The sequence below is a fragment of the Paenibacillus rhizoplanae genome, from assembly GCF_042684125.1.
Lineage (GTDB): Bacteria > Bacillota > Bacilli > Paenibacillales > Paenibacillaceae > Paenibacillus_AQ > Paenibacillus_AQ rhizoplanae.
The window spans coordinates 112,896-129,984 of the sequence record NZ_JBHUKY010000058.1 but is presented as its reverse complement, the minus strand read 5'-3'; the positions used below and the strand labels follow the sequence as shown (position 1 = coordinate 129,984).

14 protein-coding genes and 1 pseudogene are annotated in these 17,089 nt (G+C 40.1%); 10 read left to right on the top strand and 5 right to left on the bottom strand.

Annotation, left to right across the window (positions count from 1 at the left end):
• Positions 1-501: 501 nt before the first annotated feature.
• From ACFSX3_RS25290 to ACFSX3_RS25265, 6 genes and pseudogenes are all read left to right on the top strand, one after another.
• Positions 502-6,279, top strand: coding sequence for a DUF4011 domain-containing protein (locus ACFSX3_RS25290; RefSeq protein WP_209993489.1), 5,778 nt, complete (start codon positions 502-504; stop codon positions 6,277-6,279).
• Between the two features lie 136 nt (positions 6,280-6,415).
• Entirely contained in the window at positions 6,416-6,832 is a 417-nt protein-coding gene (locus tag ACFSX3_RS25285) for a recombinase family protein (RefSeq protein ID WP_209993490.1), read from the top strand.
• 264 nt (positions 6,833-7,096) lie between these two features.
• Positions 7,097-7,750 carry a recombinase zinc beta ribbon domain-containing protein gene (locus ACFSX3_RS25280; protein WP_209993491.1) on the top strand — a complete coding sequence of 218 codons (654 nt, stop codon included), beginning with the start codon at positions 7,097-7,099 and terminating at the stop codon, positions 7,748-7,750.
• A 343-nt stretch (positions 7,751-8,093) separates the two neighbouring features.
• Complete coding sequence (locus ACFSX3_RS25275; protein WP_209993492.1) at positions 8,094-10,169, top strand: RecQ family ATP-dependent DNA helicase; 2,076 nt, start codon at positions 8,094-8,096, stop codon at positions 10,167-10,169.
• Positions 10,166-11,365: a DNA-processing protein DprA gene (locus ACFSX3_RS25270; RefSeq protein ID WP_209993493.1), complete on the top strand. Its 1,200-nt coding sequence runs from the start codon at positions 10,166-10,168 to the stop codon at positions 11,363-11,365. Before ACFSX3_RS25275 ends, ACFSX3_RS25270 begins: the two co-directional genes overlap by 4 nt.
• Positions 11,366-11,534: 169 nt before the next feature.
• Positions 11,535-11,606 (top strand): annotated as a pseudogene (locus ACFSX3_RS25265) (helix-turn-helix domain-containing protein); the annotation flags it as partial.
• 242 nt (positions 11,607-11,848) lie between these two features.
• On the opposite strand, the gene ACFSX3_RS25260 reads toward ACFSX3_RS25265, so the two are convergent.
• Positions 11,849-12,247, bottom strand: a complete 399-nt coding sequence (locus ACFSX3_RS25260; RefSeq protein ID WP_209993494.1) for an aspartyl protease family protein — start codon at positions 12,245-12,247, stop codon at positions 11,849-11,851.
• Positions 12,244-12,504, bottom strand: coding sequence for a hypothetical protein (locus ACFSX3_RS25255; protein WP_209993495.1), 261 nt, complete (start codon positions 12,502-12,504; stop codon positions 12,244-12,246). Before ACFSX3_RS25255 ends, ACFSX3_RS25260 begins: the two co-directional genes overlap by 4 nt.
• Positions 12,505-12,671: 167 nt before the next feature.
• Here ACFSX3_RS25255 and ACFSX3_RS25250 point away from each other — a divergent pair, with 167 nt between their 5' ends.
• Entirely contained in the window at positions 12,672-13,433 is a 762-nt protein-coding gene (locus ACFSX3_RS25250) for a SagB/ThcOx family dehydrogenase (RefSeq protein WP_209993496.1), read from the top strand.
• 7 nt (positions 13,434-13,440) lie between these two features.
• Here the strand turns inward: ACFSX3_RS25250 and ACFSX3_RS25245 are convergent, their stop codons facing one another.
• Positions 13,441-13,971, bottom strand: coding sequence for an NAD(P)H-dependent oxidoreductase (locus tag ACFSX3_RS25245; protein ID WP_209993497.1), 531 nt, complete (start codon positions 13,969-13,971; stop codon positions 13,441-13,443).
• A gap of 186 nt (positions 13,972-14,157) precedes the next feature.
• On the opposite strand from ACFSX3_RS25245, the gene ACFSX3_RS25240 reads away from it, so the two are divergent.
• Genes ACFSX3_RS25240 through ACFSX3_RS25230 form a run of 3 tightly spaced genes read left to right on the top strand, consistent with a single transcriptional unit; the run spans position 14,158 to position 15,884 of the window.
• Positions 14,158-14,514: a winged helix-turn-helix transcriptional regulator gene (locus tag ACFSX3_RS25240; protein ID WP_209993498.1), complete on the top strand. Its 357-nt coding sequence runs from the start codon at positions 14,158-14,160 to the stop codon at positions 14,512-14,514.
• Positions 14,515-14,572: 58 nt separating this feature from the next.
• Positions 14,573-14,995 carry a MarR family winged helix-turn-helix transcriptional regulator gene (locus ACFSX3_RS25235; RefSeq protein ID WP_209993499.1) on the top strand — a complete coding sequence of 141 codons (423 nt, stop codon included), beginning with the start codon at positions 14,573-14,575 and terminating at the stop codon, positions 14,993-14,995.
• Between the two features lie 52 nt (positions 14,996-15,047).
• Positions 15,048-15,884: an alpha/beta fold hydrolase gene (locus ACFSX3_RS25230; protein ID WP_209993500.1), complete on the top strand. Its 837-nt coding sequence runs from the start codon at positions 15,048-15,050 to the stop codon at positions 15,882-15,884.
• Positions 15,885-15,986: 102 nt separating this feature from the next.
• On the opposite strand, the gene ACFSX3_RS25225 is transcribed toward ACFSX3_RS25230, so the two are convergent.
• Positions 15,987-16,172, bottom strand: coding sequence for a hypothetical protein (locus ACFSX3_RS25225; protein WP_036723496.1), 186 nt, complete (start codon positions 16,170-16,172; stop codon positions 15,987-15,989).
• A 251-nt stretch (positions 16,173-16,423) separates the two neighbouring features.
• Positions 16,424-16,843, bottom strand: a complete 420-nt coding sequence (locus tag ACFSX3_RS25220; RefSeq protein ID WP_209993501.1) for a histidine kinase — start codon at positions 16,841-16,843, stop codon at positions 16,424-16,426.
• Positions 16,844-17,089 lie beyond the last annotated feature (246 nt).

Sequence of the window (17,089 nt, the reverse complement as noted above, 5' to 3'; positions counted from 1 at the left end):
CGCTTTTGACAGGCGGATCTTGAAGCTCATACGGAAGTGGCTTCATGCGGGAGACATGGAAGAAGCTTGGGACACCACAAGGACCCCCCCCCCCCCCCCCCCCCCCCCCCACTGCTGGCGAATATCTATTTAAACTACTTTGACCGGTTATGGGAGAAACACGGAAGTGAGTTGGGAGAACTGACGAGGATACTAGAGAAATAAAAAAACTCGGTTTTTTATTAGCCTTACGATCCCGTAGCTTGTATAAAATCGACATTATACAGGCTTGTACACCCCTTAAACCTTACGGTATATAGGGCTTCTTAGTATCTAAAGTTATAAACGAATGACTGTCCAAATAAGTAGCTCGGTTCTTAGGTAAAGATTAACTAGTCGTTCCTAGTTTTCTATATTCTATTACTATGCGCTGCGTGGTACAATTTACCTAATTATTATAGGACTGGCTGAATGTGTTGGTGCAGGCCAGCAGCAGACTTTATACCGAATAGGTGGATAAAAATGGATAACAAAGTGGAACAGCAGCTATCGAACAGAATAGCGAATTGGAAAAAGAACCTCATCGATATGAGTAAGAGGAACACACTGCTCAATTTTAAGCCAAAGAAAACTAATAGTGTGAATTTTTTAGATGCCCCTTCACAGTTATACGAATTACTCATAGGGGAAGAAAAGCAATTGGACTGTAATAAATTAGTTACCCAATATACTCAGCAAATTGAAAAAATCAAATTGATGGCGATTGAAGAACTTGAGAAGAAGAAACGAAGCGCCGAAGAAATTCAAAATTATAATAAGACCTTAAATAAGCTTAGAACGGCTGCAAAGACGCGAATGAATGAACAAGGAATAAATATTTCGTACTTATCATTTGGACTTTTGAAATGGAAAGAAACACAGCTCTCGTCTACATCAGATTTCTTTGCGCCTTTACTGTTGGTGCCTGTAACCTTAAAAAGATCTAGTGCGAATGCCCCGTTTACATTAAATCAGTTTGAAGATGAGATTGTGATCAATCCCTTCTTAGCACATATGTTACAAGAGCAGCATGGTATTACCTTACCTGAGCTCCCTGAAGATCCAGCAAGTATTAACGTTAATCAATTATGGGGAGAAATAAGAGAACTTATTATTAATCTTGAGGGCTGGGGCGTCGAAGAGGACGTTTATTTATCGTTGTTTTCCTTTAACAAGCTGGTTATGTACAAGGACATGGAGACTTATAAAGATATAATCGAAAGTCATCCACTGATCAGAGAAATTGCAGGTGTGTCTAATGAGGAAAGCAGAAAACAAACATTCGATCACACACGACTTCCTGATGAAACCAGTATGGATCGGGAGGTCCCTTCCCATGAAATATTCAATATACTCGATGCGGACTCAAGCCAGCAGCAAGCAATATTGGCTGCTAAAAATGAGATGAGCTTTGTTCTTCAGGGTCCACCAGGCACTGGGAAGAGCCAGACCATCTCCAATATTATTGCAGAGAACTTAGCAAACAACAAAAAGGTTCTATTTGTAAGTGAGAAAATGGCCGCACTAAATGTAGTGAAAAATCGCCTAGAGAGTGAAGGATTAGGAGATTTTTGTATTGAGATGCATAGTCAAAAAGCTAATAAAAGACAGGTTTTAGATGAAATAAACCATGTGTTAAATGTTCAGGGATCAAATAAGAAAATATCCAAGGAAGTATACGGCCAAATAAATATCATCAGGGAGAAACTAAATACATATTCAGAAAAGGTTCATTTAACCAGAGAACCGTATGATATGACAGTATACGAAATACACGGAATACTCTCTAGGTTGCAAACCGTCCCTGAATTCACAGTGGACTTCAACATCAGCCCAACTACTGAGCTTGAATCAATTTACAGACTGCTGGCTGATCTTGAACGTTATCGGGCCTCTGTTTATAAATCTGACTTTCACCCATGGGAAGGCTATAACGACGAGAGCTTCTCGCTTGAAATAAAATCTAAAGTGAAAACATTTCTTGAAAAGATGAAAAATCAATTGGAATACACGACGGAAGTTGTATCAAATATACAATCATTTATTGGGCTAAAGATTTCTACGCTAGATGAATTGAAGAAGGCAACTAACATATTGGACATGGCTAAGCATTCTCCTATGCCTCCAGTGGGTTGGTTTGATAAGGGGAATATCTCCCTAATTATTATTGATGCGAAAAATTATCAAGAGAGATTTTCAACATTTCTTGATGAGAAAAAGGAGTTAACCGCAAAGGTCAATGAAAATATATTGGAGGAAAGCCGCCTTCAAGAGCTGTATAACGAACTATATATTGAAAATGAACAGTTCATCTCGAAGATACCTGATACAAAACTGAATGAACTTTTGTTGACAAAAAGCGTCTTAATTAATGGCATAGAAGACATTTTGGTGATTCTTGCTAAAGCCCCTAATTATGCAGAGAAGGCCGCAAGTCTTGGAATACACGAGTTGGAAAATGCTAAAGAACTAAACCAGTTGTTAAGTTATCTTAATTTGCTTAACCAAGGTGTAGCTCCAACAGAGGGCTGGTTCGATGAAAACCAACTAGCAAATGTTTTAAATCAAGCCATGAATACAAAGGAAAAGTACTTAAAAAATGCAGAATTACGAGGTGATTTGTTATCTAAATATAAGCCTTCTTTTTTAGAGATTAATGCTGAAAAGGCTTTGATTGATTTCGAAGTTAAAGAGTCCCTAGTTAAGTCATTTAGAAACACTCAAAGTTCAGGATCAGAGGATGTTATTTTCTATGATCAAAAATCAAAGGTGAAAGGATTACTCGGGGATTTTTTCAGTAAAACTAAATTAGTACACACATATAAAACAGAATTTGAGTCACTATTCGGAATAGAAATAACCAACCTCTCCTTGATTGATAATTTAGAACATGTTATTCAATTTATCGAGAAATCTCCAAAGCCACAGGAAAGTTGGTTTAACTTAAATAATTACCATAGTATACAAACGACTATTCGAGAGGGTAAGGAGTTATTTAGTAAATATCAAATTGAATTTGATAAATCTATTAAATTATTTGAAGAAGAAGTGTATGACGAGCGCATTTACGATGTTTTTGAACGGTGTGAGGGGCAATACCAGTCATTTTTTAGGGTCTTTAATGGTTCCTATAAAAAGGATTTAAAATGGATGAGGGCTAATCTGAAATCCAATGAGAAATTAGACTTTGATACGTTTCAGAAGTACGTTCGTAACATAAAACGAGTACTGGATTACAAGAAGTCCATTGAAAAAATGGAATCTGATTTACAATCATCGTTGGGGTGGCATTACCAGTTGTCTGATACAAGTTGGTCTTCCATCGAACAAGCGCTATCTACTACAAGAGAGATTGTAGAATGGCATCAAGGACGTAACATGACTGTATCATTAAAAGAGCTGTTACTTAGACCTGCGGGGAAAGTGGAGTTACTGACGACTTCATTTTCCCAATTGAAACAGATAAGTATCGATTTAAAAAATATCATCAAGCGAATTCACAATGAGTATCCAAATTTAATTAGTTTATTTGGTTCGGATGCTTCAAAGATTAATACAGAACAATTATTTACTAAACTCGAAATTGAATCGGAAAATGTGGACGCGTATTTTAATTTTGTGGATGAATTTAGTAGTCATCTTCAGAATCCGATGAATCTGAGTGTGATTTCCCTAAAACAAGATTTGAAAAATAAGATTATTCTTAAGCAACAATCCAAGGAGCTAGATGAAAGTTTCCAATATAACACTAATATTTTGGGAAGTTCTTTTAAAGGAAATGATACGGAATGGGATAAGTTTTTCAGGTTTATCGAAGAATTCACTTTGTTATTTAAAAGTAATGTTCAGATAACAAAAGAATTTAAAAAAACAATGCTCAGTGGAGAGGGAGTTCATTATGACGTAACTCCCCTTGTACAATGTTTAAGCAGCATTGAAAATGAAATTCCAAAGTATCGAGAGGCACTGCCAAAATTCTTTTCGGGTTACGAAGGTCCAGAATTATATTGGCCATATGCTGAATTTGGAAATACACTTAAATTAATAAAACGGCAAGTCGAAGAGTGGCAGTATGGATTCTCTAAACTTAGCTCATATTTTGTGGACACCGACTTAACATTCGACGAGATTAAAAATACATTAGAAATGGCAGTCCAAGTCAAAATGTATAAACAGATTATCGATAGTGAATTGGAGAATCTTAAAGTTGTATTCGGTGATCGATTCACTGGGTACAACACGAATTGGGAACAAATCTTTGACGCACTAGCATGGACGGATGAATGGCATAACTTGTTTGCTAATACGGCGATGCCGTCTAAGTTGCTGAATTATGTTACTTCAGAAGGAAAAGGGAACAAAGTCCACATCATGGAGTGGTTAGAGCAGGCGGAAAAAGAATATGAAAAAAACATGAACCTAAAAAAAGATCTGCATTTGTATTTTACTGTATCTGTTATCTTCAAAGAATTTGATTTCTCTGAGCTCAAATTGGAGGATCTTATTCACTTTTCGGAAATACGTATTGATTCAATTGATCTTTTGGAAGACTGGATCAGATATCGACGTCTTGAAGACATTGCATCTAATTTAGGTCTCGGCAAATTTATGCTTGCAATAAAAAATGAGAATATTGGCGATTACACGTTTAAAGATCTATTCCAAAAGAGATTCTTTACACTTTGGCTAGATCAAATTTATAAAAATGAACCGCTTTTATTTGACTTTGATGCAGATGCAATGAATACTGATGTGACTTCTTTTAGAAAACTGGATGTAAAGAGTAATCAGTTGAACGTCCTCCGTATAAAGGAAAGATTAGAATCAAATCGAATTCACGCGATAAATTCGCTTGCGTTTCGTCGAGAACTTCAAATCATACAAGCGGAAATAGGAAAGAAAAAAAGACACTATCCAATAAGAAAACTTTTAAATCTTACAGCACCTTTATTCATGGAGGTAAAACCATGTTTACTTATGAGCCCGTTGTCTGTAAGTCAATTTTTGGATGCTTCTGTAATTCAGTTTGATTTAGTGATATTCGATGAAGCATCACAAATATTCTCAGAGGATGCAATCGGAGCTATTGTACGTGGAAAACAGTTGATTGTTGTAGGTGATACTAAACAATTACCTCCAACGAATTTTTTCCATAGCAGTACGATTGAAGAAGATTTCGATGACGAACAAGAAGAGGATCAAGAAGTTACATATGAAAGTATTCTGGATGAGTGCGCTCATGTTCTCCCTCCAATTAATTTACGTTGGCATTATCGTAGTAAACATGAGTCGTTAATCACTTTTTCGAATGAAGCTTTTTATCACAACAATTTGATTACTTTCCCAAGTTCGGATAATGGACCTTATCTGGGAACAGAATTTGTTTATGTTAAAGATGGTGTTTACGATCGAGGCGGAAATAAAACGAATAAAAAAGAAGCGGAACAGATTGCTAATTTAGTAATTGAGCATTTTAAAGAACACCCTAATCAATCTCTAGGAGTGATTGCGTTCAGTGAGGCTCAAGCTTCTGCTATAGAGAATGAACTGACCATACTAAGAAATGCAAATACGTTATTTGAACGTTTCTTTCAAGAAGGGGCCCATGAAGAGTTTTTCATCAAAAGTCTGGAGAATGTTCAAGGTGATGAGCGTGACGTCATTTTCTTAAGTGTGGGCTATGCTAAGGCTGCTGATCAAACGTTGCATTACAATTTTGGACCATTAAGCAAAACTCGTGGAGAAAGACGGTTAAATGTAGCTGTTACCAGAGCCAAATATCATATGAAACTAATTAGTTCCTTAAAGCCATCTGATTTATCAGATACAAAAGTAAGCGGAAATACTGGTTTGCGTTTGCTAAAGGATTATATGCAAGCCACTATGGATGGCAAGTTGCCGATCAGCATGACAGCGCATGAAGAGATGGAGTTTGACTCACCCTTTGAAGAAGACGTATTCAACGTTCTTACGGACATGGGATACAAAGTTAAAACTCAAGTAGGTTGCTCAGGATATCGAATTGATTTAGCTATTGTTGATCCACTCAATGACAATAAGTTTCTGTTGGGCATTGAATGCGATGGAAAGGCTTATCATAGTTCAAAAGTCGCGCGGGATAGAGATCGACTTCGTCAGCAAGTTTTGGAGGGGCTTGGTTGGAAAATTTATAGAATTTGGTCACAAGAATGGTTCAAAAAGCGCAGATTTGAAGTCAATCGACTTGAGAATTATCTAGAATCAATAAGGTACTTGGTTTAAAAAAATGTTTAATTAGAAAAAGATCATGCAAACGTAATATAAGTTTGCATGATCTTTTTCTATTTTTCTCAATTTAAAAATGTGATGGCTGATTTTAAGACATAGGCTGTCCTCTTTAATATGTATCATAATATTCTTGCCACTTTCACACTTCTCAAGAGATACGCTTGACTCACTTAACCTAAAGGTGGATGCTTTAGGCATCCGATTGATTTCTATTGAAGAAGACTTTGATTCGCTAAAGGATAATGATGAGCTCAAATTCCAGATCATTTCCGCAGTGAATCAGAAACTCAGCGAACAGTTCAGTCTTTCATCGAAGCGAGGTATTAGGCAGTCTGCACTAAAAGGTAATTTCACAGGAAGTGTTGCTCCTTTTGGATATAGAAAAATCGTAAGTAGTGATAAAAAGACACTTGCGCTTGCTGAAAATTATAGTTATATCGTCGAACTCATCTACCTTTTATATGTATCCCGAAAGATGGGGGAAAAGGCAATTGTACAGTACCTTAATAAGGAAATGGGGATTCCTTCTCCGAAAGGTGGAGTTTAGGGTATTACGACAATTCAGAGAATATTAACCAATTAGGTGTATACAGGGCAGAATGTCTTTGGTAAATACGAAGTGAAAAAGGTCTATAACGACATCAACTACATGTCAGACCGAAGTAAAAAACAAGTGTAGAGGGAAAAGGTAAAATGGGAAAGATCAGCCGAACAAACTCATGAAGCCATAATTGACGATGAAACGTTCGAGCTTGCGCAGGAGATTCGCTTAAAACGTGGAGGAGGAAGGCGTGGAGGCGTCAGGAATAGAGTGAATGTGTTTGCTGGTATCATCTTTTGCAAGCACTGTGGGGCCTCTCTAGTGAGCTGTAAAGGGAAGTCGAGGAAGAATGGTCCAGAATACCGTTATTTGATCTGCTCCACCAGGAGACGACAAGGAGAGACAGGCTGTGTCAACAATGCCTGGATTCCTTACAACAATTTCAGAGACACTGTCATCAATGAAGTGAGCAAGAAGTTGAAGCGAGTTATAAACGTTGAGAAAGAAACCACTGAAATTAAAGAAAGAATCTTGAAGAAGAAGTCATCCATTGATATGGATAAGGATCTAAAGAAGTTGGAGAAGGCTATCCAAGGAAACCGTAAGCTATTATTCGAATTGAGGAAACAAAATATGCTCGGGGAGATCGATGAAGAACAATATCAGTTTGAAAAGCAACAGTATGAACAGGAGATTGCTTCGCTTCAATCACAGCTAACTCAGTCATCTCAGAATAAGGAAGAGCAGATCAATTTGGATAAGGTCCATGATGAGATAAGATCAGCTCTTGTAACGCTTGTGAATCTGGAATTTGATCGATTAGATGAAATGAGGATTATCTTGTCCAAACTGATTGACAAATTGGTTGTGAGTGTTGATGGGGAGGTGGAGATTTATACTCCGCTGGGGCAGTTGGAATCATGAGTCATACACAAAATTGTGAAGTGTTTGAAAATTTCAATTATGATAATGACACTTAAAGTACAGTTTGATCAGATATATATATTAGCACATAAGGGACCCAGGTACTCTTTATGATGGAGTGCCTGGGTCTCTATGTCGACATATATTCAAGCAATTTAATAGTTGTTTTTTAAGAAAGAGGTCGGTTTTCATCTCAAAGACACTTTATAGGTATTTTTAAAAACAATATCCAATTTTATTGGACTATGGTCCTGTAGTATAGGACAAAAATCCTACAATATATTCACAAATTATGGTACAATCTCATGGAAATTTCTTGAAATAAACTATGAGGAGATTGTACATGCGGGAAATAGCTGAAGGATACTTAAAACAAATGTTAGGTGATGAAGCAAGTTTCCATCAAGACCAATATGAGTCAATTGAAGCGGTTATATCAAGACAAAGAACTTTAGTCGTGCAGAAAACTGGTTGGGGTAAAAGTATCGTTTATTTTATATCAACAAAAATCCTTAGAGATAGTGGTAGTGGTATAACTATTCTTATTAGCCCTCTGTTGTCACTAATGCGAAATCAGATCGAGTCAGCCAAAAAAATAGGTATTAACGCCGTTACCCTGAACAGTTCAAATGAGGAAGAATGGGATAAAGTGGAGGAACAGATTCAACAGGACAAATGTGATATTCTTTTAATATCTCCTGAACGTCTTTCAAATAATAGGTTCCAAGAGTTGCTACAGAAAATTGAGAAGGGAATCGGCCTTTTTGTTATTGATGAAGCCCACTGTATCTCTAATTGGGGTCATGACTTTCGTCCAGACTATAGAAGGATAGTTAACATTGTAAATACCCTCCCTGCTAATGTTCCAGTGCTGGCAACAACCGCAACCGCTAATAGTCGCGTTATTGCAGATATTTCTTCACAAGTCGGGGCTCAAATTAAAGTAATTAGAGGTCCGCTGATCAGAGAGTCTCTACAAATCCAAGTAATTAGGTTGCAATCACAAGCTGAACGTCTTGCATGGCTGGCAAAGAACATTCCAAATATAGATGGGTCTGGAATTATATATTGTTCCACTACAGCGGATTGTCGGAAAGTTGCTAAATGGTTGAGAACAGAAGGCATTGACGCATATCCGTATTATGCAAAAGTTGAGGAAGCGTACTCATTAACAAGACCCGATTTAGAACGGAAATTAATGAATGATGAAATAAAGGTGTTAGTTTCAACAGATGCGTTAGGCATGGGCTTCGACAAGCCTAATTTATCGTTTGTAATTCATTTTCAACGGCCAGGTACTGTGGTTGCTTACTACCAACAAATAGGGCGAGCTGGAAGAGCATTGGAAAATGCTTATGCTGTTCTTCTTACAGGAGAAGAAGATAATGAAATACAAGAATATTTTATTAACGCGGCTTTTCCTTCGGATTTTCAGTTACAAGAAGTTTTGAATGTAATAGAAGATTCTGATAATGGTGTTTCTGTTAATGGGATATTGAAAAGTGTAAATATTGGGAAAGCTAAAGCTGAACAGTGCTTGAAACTTCTTGAAATTGAAAACTTTGCATATAAAAGTGGGAGTAAGTATTATCGTTCAGTTGTGCCATTTAATATCTCATCTCACGCAGAAGAAGTTACAGCGCAAAGGTATCGAGAACTAGAGGTTATGGAGGAGCTATGTTCAACAAGTGATTGTTATATGGACTTTATTGCAAAGCAGTTAGACGATAATACTTCAAAGCCTTGTGGCCGTTGTGCAAATTGTAAAAGAAAACCTTTGGTTTCGCCTACTGTTGAGCCGTTTGAGGTTGCTGAAGCTGTACAATTTTTAAAAGGAGAAAACCTTATAATACAGCCAAGAAAAAGATGGCCGATTGGTGGATCAACAGGTTTGACGGGAAATATCGGACAGGATTTTTTAAATAATCACGGGCGTGCTTTATCTCAATATGGGGATGCTGGATGGGGAAAGCTGGTTAAAGAGGACCGATACACAAATGAAAGCTTTAGTAATGAGCTAATTGAGGCAGCGGCCGATTTTGTATTAAATAAATGGAAGCCCGAACCAATGCCCGATTGGGTAGCGGCAGTCCCATCTCTTAGGCATCCACACCTAGTTCCTTCTTTTGCTTCAAAACTTGCAACAAGGCTTGGTATCCCTTACTATAATGCTATCGAAAAAGTCAAACATAGTGAAGAACAAAAAAATATGAGAAATAGTTTAAAGCAAGTCGAAAATATATTTGATTCTTTTAAAGTGGTGGAGAACATTTGTTCTGGAAATGTACTGCTGGTTGATGATATTATGAACTCAGGGTGGACCTTTTCTGTTTGTGGTTATCTCTTAAGAAAAGCTGGAAGTGGAGTTGTTTATCCATTCGCTCTTAGTTCTACTGGAGGAGGAAGTGATGCTGATTGACAGCACAAAGATTAAACTCAGACAGCTTAGTTCTACTACTTCTTTGTTCTGATTTAGCCATGTCAAATTTTTCTGTTAAACCGTATACGTTGAAACAGTGGGAATCTTTATCGAAAAAGTTGCTTATGTCAAACTTAAAAAGACCTAAGGCATTTCTTGAAACTACTCCCATCGAATGGATGACAGAACTTCAGATAAACAACGAAGAAGCAGAAAGAATTGGAAAGTTGTTGTCCAGAAGTGGTCAGTTAGCTATTGAAATCGAAAGATTAAGTTCAATTGGTATTTGGATTACAACTAGGGCAGAAAGCACGTACCCAAATCGTTATAAAAAATTACTTCGAACAAATTCACCAGTAGTGCTTTATGGTGCAGGCGATATTAATATTTTGGAGAATCGAGCTATTGCTATAGTAGGCTCTAGAGATGTAGATCAATCTGGAAAAGAGTTTACTGAATTGGTTGCAACAACAGTTGTGAATAATGGTTATACTGTTGTATCTGGAGGCTCAAGAGGGGTAGATAGCATAGCTGAAAATGCAGCATTACTTGCGAAAGGAAAGGTTATATCTGTTCTTTCGGATAGCTTAGAAACAACAATAAGAAAAAAAGAAACAAGAAATCAAATACTGAATTCAAATTTATTACTATTGTCTGCCTACAATCCCATAGCTCGATTTAAAGGTTATACCGCTATAGAGCGTAATAAGCACATCTATGCTTTAGCGGACTATACTTTTGTTTCTTCTTCAGATAAGAAAGGAGGAACTTGGGCGGGAGCTAATGAAAATCTGAACTTTGCATGGAATCCTTTATTAGTTAGGAACAGTATAGATGTGCCAGAAGGAAATGAAGCCTTAATTAAATTAGGTGGCATTCCAATTTTGTTTGATGAAGTAGTAGGTGCATCGAGGAATTTAGATGAGTTTATTGAATTGAAAAAAAATATCGTTAGCCCCATAAGTACTAAACCTGCGACAGTGTACAATTTATTTGATACTGTCTGGCCAGTTATTGAAAAGTATTTACATGAGGATAGATCAGTAAACGATGTTTCTATTTATTTTGCATTATATCCTGAGCAAGCGAGACTTTGGCTAGAAGAAGCAGTAAAAAACAACAGGATAAAAAGAACTACAAAAGGGTACAAAAAAACAACACCAATACAAGACCATGAGCAAATTACCTTGTTTTAGTATTAACATGAAAAATTATCTTAAGACCAGTAAGGAATTTCCTAACTGGTCTTTTTGAACGTAGTGAGTAGTAAGGTGCTGGTCTTCAATAAAAATCGATTTATGTATCTATAGAGTATTCTAGGGAGCAGTTTATTTAGTGAAACTAAGATTCTCCAACCATTTAAATCTCAAATTAAACGTAAAAGGCCGTTCACAAGCGGTTGTCGAGCTGATCAAGCTTGGGGAGCTGAAAATCTAGCTGCCATGCTTCAGAGGTGATGCGTTTAAGCCTTCTCTTATCCTTCGGGATGAGGGGAGGTTTTTTGTTGTGATTATGATGCTGCAACTGGTGCGGAGGTTCTGCCAGAAATATCTGGATGAGGATTATGAACAACTGTCATGCAAAATCGGAGGCGAGTTTGCCACACAGGTCTCTGAGCAAAATAATTATTTTGAAAATAAAGGAATAGACCAAGTGACTGCCGTCCGGGAAAGGAGGCATCATTTGGTCTGTTTTTTAAGCTGGACAGTCATCGCTTCAAAATCCACTTGGCATTTGGTTCTCATCATAAAATCAATGCCAATAATTCCATCAAAGCCATAAGGCTCTTGAATCGAACCCAGCTGTATGGGAAAATCACTCAAATCGATATCTTCAATGCAAAAGTCGGGAATTTGCTGCTCATAACAAATTTCGCTCGTTCCCCCTACTCCATACATTCGCTTGGCTCTTCCGTTAATAAAATCAATATCGATACCTATTTCAGCTAGTACATCGGAATCAAAAACGGTTGCAGCACAGCCCGTATCAAATAAAAGATTTCTCAAAGAAATGGATTTACCATGGTGAGTTAGAGTCAAAGAAACAATAGGCAGGCCATGCAGAAGGTGTAACTTCATATCCGTTGCCGTACTCCTGAGAAAAACTCTTCCACAACCTCAACATCATTTCTGCTTGTGTGAAATACATACAGTTCACGGTTTGGATGAAGCTTATGCAGCTTTTTGTAGCCACTCCAAGCTTCTTGCGGGTTATCGTAATCTTGTATGACTGCCATATCCTCTAACTGACGCATACGGTTATTTGAGCTTGCTTTAATTGCTTCCACCAGTACAAAGCGGCTTGGGTGTAATTCTGTAATTTCTCCCCACTTCATTGGCTTCACCTCGCTTGGTTTATCATGAATTTAGTATAGCATAGAATATTTAGAGAAGATGAATTCAATGATTGCTCGATTTGTCCTAAAGATAGTGATTATAATCACAAACTAATTCGAATCACATGATAAATTTATAGGATCAAGGGACGCCGGGAGGATCTATAATGACAAGATACGAACAACAGAGACAATTGCTGAAATCGAATTTTCATGAATTCAAGCATATCCGAACAGACAAGATTAAGGGCATCGCGCAGCCGCCGATTGTGAAGCCCTATGATGAGGGAGCACAGATCATTGATTTGCCTGAGGTCAGCCGGGACGTTGTGAGTCAGAACAATATTGTGGATTGCATCGGCCAAAGAAGGAGTACAAGATTCTATTCGGCCGACACGCTAAGTCTGGAGGAGCTATCCTATTTACTGTGGGCCACGCAGGGTATTACGGGGATGAGCAAGAACGGACTGACTCTGCGGACGGTACCGTGCAGCGGGGCGACCCATACGTTTGAGACCTATCTGATGATTATGCGGGTCAAAGGTATACCACAGGGCATCTACCGGTACCTTCCTGTGGAGCACAAGCTGTTATTTATGTTTGAATTAGACCAGCTGGAACAGAAGATTGATGCGATCACGCTGGATCAGCCCTTTGTTCCCAATTTCGCCAAGAAGGCTGCTGTTCTGTTCGCCTGGAGCACTACGCCGTACCGGTCGGAATGGAAATATGATATCTCCGCGCACAAAAAAATTCTCATCGATGCCGGGCATGTCTGCCAGAATCTGTACCTGGCCAGTGAATCCATCGGGGCCGGAGCTTGTGCCATCGGAATCTATGATCAGCAGCTGATTGATGAGGTGCTCGAACTGGATGGCGATGAAGAATTTGTGATCTACCTTGGCGCGGTCGGGAAGAAGCGGGAATAGCGGCATATTACCGGTTCCGAAGGATATACTCCAGATACTCTACGGCACTCTGATTAATTTCATCGTCACTCGCCTGGAAGGAAGCGCCGAACACGGCGAAGTAAGGCAGGGCGGCTGCGCCGACATGGATGGCACTGGCCTGGAACGGGGCGATGATCTCATCTACTGTAAAAGAAACAGACCCGGCAGGCAGGTAGTTTTCCTTTTTATCGCCGATGGTCATAGCAATGCCCAGCTTCTTACCCTGCAGCTTGTTCCCGCTCGAACCGTAAGCCCAGCCGTGAGTGAACACATCGTCCAGCCATTTTTTCAGCAGCGGGGGATAGCTGTACCAGTATAAGGGGAACTGGAAAATAATCAGGTCGTGCGCCTCCAATAAACGTTGCTCCCGCGGAACATCGATATTCCAGTCCGGGTACTCCTTGTAGAGCTCATGGACCGTAACGTCCTCCGGATGCAGCAGCAGCTCTTGTCTCCATCTCCGGTTCACTCTTGAAGCCTCTATATCGGGGTGTGCCAGGATTATCAGGGTTGTCATTATGGATCACCTTTCCGGTGTATAATTTGTGTTGTGCAGCTGTTTCTATTATTTTGTAAGCCCCCGAAAATGTAAATACACACAATAAAGTAACAAGGTTACCTCAAGGTGTGCACTAGACTTTAGCGGATATTGTGGCATGCTAAGAGAAGCAGTGTTCATATTATGACAGGGGAGGTGCCGGGGATGAAGCAATATCATTTAGGGATCGAGGCGACGCTTGAGATTATCGGCGGGAAGTGGAAGTCGCTGATCATATGTATACTGATGTCGGGAACGAAGAGGACCAGTGAACTGCAGCGCAGTATTCCGGGCATTTCGCAAAAGGTTCTGATTCAGCAGCTTCGCGAGCTGGAACGTGACGGGATCATCGGCAGAGTGGTCTATAGCCAAATGCCCCCCAAGGTGGAATATTACATCACCGAGTATGGGATCACAGCTAATGAGATCATTGACCTGATGTGCTCCTGGGGCAGAACCAATATTGCTATCCGGCAGCAGCGGGGCGAGGAAGTCATGCTGCTTGATAAGGACCCCGAATAGGAGCACACTCAAATACTGATCTATTGACATTAGTTTGATATCAAACTATAATTCGTTTATGGAAACTAGAGATGCTATTTCACTTATATCCAAGATCCGCGAGAAGGTTAACCGGTTCATCGTACAAGAGATGGCGAAGCAGGGAGTAGACGGCATTGCCACCTCACATGGGGATATTCTTTATGCGCTGCTGTCTAAGCACAGACTCACCATGGCCGAGATCTCGGCCCATATTCATAAGGACAAATCTACGGTTACAGCACTTGTGGATAAGCTGGTCCGGCTGGGACTGGTTATGAAGAAGAGGGATCAGGAGGACACGCGGTACGTATACGTCACTCTAACCGGGAAGGGGAAGGAGCTGGAGCCTGTATTTGAATCGGTCTCTTCTGCCTTGCTGAAGCAGTTCTACCGCGGTATCACGGAAGAGGAGCAGGCGATTTTGCTGACGATTTTGATTAAAATCAATCATAATTTCTAAAAAAATTTGCATGATAGTTTGATATCAAACTAATTATGGAAAGGATATTACAATGAGAGACTACACTGATGAATTACCGCCGCATACAGAGAGATATGTAGGTGAGCATGATCTGTATCTAGAGATATACAAGGGAGAGGAGGCTCGGGAAGGCCAGGAACAGGAAGATAAGGCACCCCTGCTGTTTGTGCACGGTGCGTATACCGGAAGCTGGATGTGGAGCAAGTACCTTCCCCACTTTATCCGCGAAGGCTGGACCTGTTATGTGATGAATCTGAGAAGTCATTACCGGAGCCGGGTGCTGGATATGACGCAGATTACCTTTGAAGATTATCTGGAGGATATCCATGAAGTGGTGCAGTTGATCCAGGCTGAATGCGGAGTTACTCCTGTCCTGATCGGGTTCAGCATGGGCGGGATTCTTAGCCAGAAGGTGGCAGAGACAGCCGGGCTGGCCGGACTTGTGCTGATTGATTCAAGTCTATGCAGAGAGGTACATGAGGAGGTCCCTTATACGGATATCGTCAGAACGATACCAGGTAATGTAGTGCCCGCTCCGGTCCGCGAAGAGGGGAGCAGCCTGGATGAAACGGCAGAAGACATAGCGTTTCAGCGCAAATACCTGACGATGGAGTCCGCCAAGGCTTTTCGAACTTTTTCTTATCATTTCGGGGCAGCGGGGGTATCCGTAGACAGCATGTCCATTACTTGCCCTTGTCTTGTGATCCATGCGGTTAACAGTGATGAGGATGAGCGCCGTGGCAGAGCCAATGCAGCGTATTTCCGCGCAGCCTATGCAGGTCTTTGGAATACCACCCATACCGGCCTGCTCGTAGGACAGCGCTATCTGGAAGCGGCACAGACGATCCTGCGGTGGTTAGCAAGATAATATAGTGCAACAAATAAAAGGCCGCCTGAACCGGGATGCTCCCGTTCCTTAGCGGCCTTAACCTGATAGGTGAAGGTGTTCTATATATAGATCTAATTGGAATTAGTGAAATTTGACGGTCTTGATGCGCGATTCCTGTTCGTAAGTAAGCGGACTTGGGGTTGGCGGTGTGTGCAGATGGCGGTGTGCGCTGTATTCCATTCTCCGGTAATCCTCTTCTCCGGAAGCCATCCCCGGCTGCCACATCCCGGTTACCCAATTCTTCAGTTCCTTAATTCCTGCCAGCATTGCATTCATCCTCCTTGGCGATGAAATACGGTAATGAACCTCTGGGAAATCTCTTTTGGTTACGTTTTCATTATAGCATACATAATCCATAAAGCAATGAAATGTCCGCCTATAAAAGACAAATAAATAAGGAATAATGTTGATATAACTGGGTTTGTATTTGTATAAGAGAACGATGTCCTTGTGGGATGGACTATGTGCGGGCAACAAAAAAGCGGCAGCCGGGAGGGCGGTCGCTTCGGGGCAGGATTTTATGCAGAAGCAGCTAAACGTTTCAATTCAGCTTCCTGATCTATAGAACGCCGGGCCAGTATATCCAGCGTTGCGTCATGTCCTCGTAGGCTCCGGTCGATCCGCTCCAGCGTATCACGGCCTGCAACGACTTCAGCGTTGACTTCGGACACCGCTTGTTGAATAAGCGGAATTAGCTTCGTATCTTCCTTAATACTTTCAATGTCAGCCTTGATGATCACCAGTTCGGCTGAAATTTCAGACTTGAATGCAGCGAATTCTGACTGAAGATTTTTAACATCAGCCTTGATTCCTGAAATTTCGGACTTCATTCCTGTAACTTCGGATTTAACTCCTGAAATTTCGGATTTTAATTCTGAAATTTCGGACTTTACTCCTTGCAGCTCGGCAAGAATCTGCTGGAGAATTACATCGCTCATAGGGCACAGCTCCTTAGATAGGGTTGGAATAAGACTGCTGCTTGAAGGGGGGATACCTGCGGAATAGGTACAGGTTATTATAGCATATTTGCGTCATTATTGGGTGCTGCTGTAAAAAGAATTCCATGAACATATTGGACATTAGAAGACTGATACTTAAATTTATAAATATACAAAATAGGACAATGGGTGTACTATGTATGTGAATAAATTCGCATGAAGCGTAACCGATAAGAGATGGGGGAA

Coding starts and splice junctions, on each gene's coding strand:
- ACFSX3_RS25290 (WP_209993489.1), top strand. CDS start 502: ATGGATAACAAAGTGGAACAGCAGCTATCGAACAGAATAGCGAATTGG.
- ACFSX3_RS25275 (WP_209993492.1), top strand. CDS start 8,094: ATGCGGGAAATAGCTGAAGGATACTTAAAACAAATGTTAGGTGATGAA.
- ACFSX3_RS25260 (WP_209993494.1), bottom strand. CDS start 12,247: ATGAAGTTACACCTTCTGCATGGCCTGCCTATTGTTTCTTTGACTCTA.
- ACFSX3_RS25255 (WP_209993495.1), bottom strand. CDS start 12,504: ATGAAGTGGGGAGAAATTACAGAATTACACCCAAGCCGCTTTGTACTG.
- ACFSX3_RS25250 (WP_209993496.1), top strand. CDS start 12,672: ATGACAAGATACGAACAACAGAGACAATTGCTGAAATCGAATTTTCAT.
- ACFSX3_RS25245 (WP_209993497.1), bottom strand. CDS start 13,971: ATGACAACCCTGATAATCCTGGCACACCCCGATATAGAGGCTTCAAGA.
- ACFSX3_RS25240 (WP_209993498.1), top strand. CDS start 14,158: ATGAAGCAATATCATTTAGGGATCGAGGCGACGCTTGAGATTATCGGC.
- ACFSX3_RS25235 (WP_209993499.1), top strand. CDS start 14,573: ATGGAAACTAGAGATGCTATTTCACTTATATCCAAGATCCGCGAGAAG.
- ACFSX3_RS25230 (WP_209993500.1), top strand. CDS start 15,048: ATGAGAGACTACACTGATGAATTACCGCCGCATACAGAGAGATATGTA.
- ACFSX3_RS25225 (WP_036723496.1), bottom strand. CDS start 16,172: ATGCTGGCAGGAATTAAGGAACTGAAGAATTGGGTAACCGGGATGTGG.
- ACFSX3_RS25220 (WP_209993501.1), bottom strand. CDS start 16,843: ATGAGCGATGTAATTCTCCAGCAGATTCTTGCCGAGCTGCAAGGAGTA.